This is a genomic window from Lentzea roselyniae (assembly GCF_039537795.1).
Lineage (GTDB): Bacteria > Actinomycetota > Actinomycetes > Mycobacteriales > Pseudonocardiaceae > Lentzea > Lentzea atacamensis.
Genome location: NZ_BAABBE010000032.1, coordinates 50,532 through 51,274, shown reverse-complemented (window position 1 = coordinate 51,274; position 743 = coordinate 50,532). Strand labels below are relative to the sequence as shown.

At 68.5% G+C, this 743-nt stretch carries 2 protein-coding genes; both read right to left on the bottom strand.

What is annotated here, in order from left to right:
• Nucleotides 1-17 precede the first annotated feature (17 nt).
• Complete coding sequence (locus ABFX45_RS37975) at nucleotides 18-335, bottom strand: hypothetical protein (RefSeq protein WP_346135510.1); 318 nt, start codon at nucleotides 333-335, stop codon at nucleotides 18-20.
• On the bottom strand, nucleotides 332-730 hold the full coding sequence (locus ABFX45_RS37970; protein ID WP_346135508.1) for a YbaB/EbfC family nucleoid-associated protein: 399 nt from the start codon (nucleotides 728-730) through the stop codon (nucleotides 332-334). Before ABFX45_RS37970 ends, ABFX45_RS37975 begins: the two co-directional genes overlap by 4 nt.
• Nucleotides 731-743 lie beyond the last annotated feature (13 nt).

Genomic DNA, 743 nt, shown 5'->3' with positions numbered 1-743 from the left:
GTTCGCGGACCTCCGTGCTACTGCTGCTGGTCTGCGATCGCGGCGGCCTGGTTGTTGGCGTCCTCGAACGTCTTGCCCGTGTTCAACGTGGCTTCGGAGGCCTCGTGCACCACGCGCTGGAGCAGGTTGATGAACTCGATCGCGCGCTGGGCGCCGGGCAGGTAGCCCTGACCGAACGTCTGCCCCATCTCGTCGTTGCCGCTGCCACCGGCGTAGCGGTACGCCTCGACCGCTGCGAGCAGGTCGCTGGAGATCGAGTCCGCCAGCGACGTGATGCGGTCCAGGTTCACGCCGCCGCGGAGCAGGCCCTCGACGTCGACGCTGATCTTGCTCATCGGCCCGCCTTCCCGTCCAGGCTCTCGAGCGCGGCCGAGAACATGGCGTCGATGTCGGGGCCCGCGGTGCGCAGCTTGTCGAAGTCCATGCCCTGCGGCAGGAACGCCGACACGAGCTCGGAGCTCTTGCGGCCCGCCTCGTCCTGGGCGCGGTTGACGACGTCGACGAGCTTCGCCGCCAGTTCCTTCGGTGCCAGGTCGCGCCACCGCCTGCCGGTCAGCTTCAGACCGGTGAGCTTGCCCTGGGCGTCGACAGTCGCCTCGATCATGTGGTCGTCGCTCGTGGCGGTGGCGCTGGTCGAACTCAGCTTGCCGACCGCGTCGGTGATCAGGCTCTGCTGCTCTCGCAGCTGGGCCAGCGCCTCTGCCATCTCGTTGTGCAACGGGGCGGACATGCGGTCGTTCCTC

What these genes read in the sequence shown, in the direction of transcription:
- ABFX45_RS37970 (WP_346135508.1), bottom strand. Translation starts at nt 730, where the DNA reads ATGTCCGCCCCGTTGCACAACGAGATGGCAGAGGCGCTGGCCCAGCTG.
- ABFX45_RS37975 (WP_346135510.1), bottom strand. Translation starts at nt 335, where the DNA reads ATGAGCAAGATCAGCGTCGACGTCGAGGGCCTGCTCCGCGGCGGCGTG.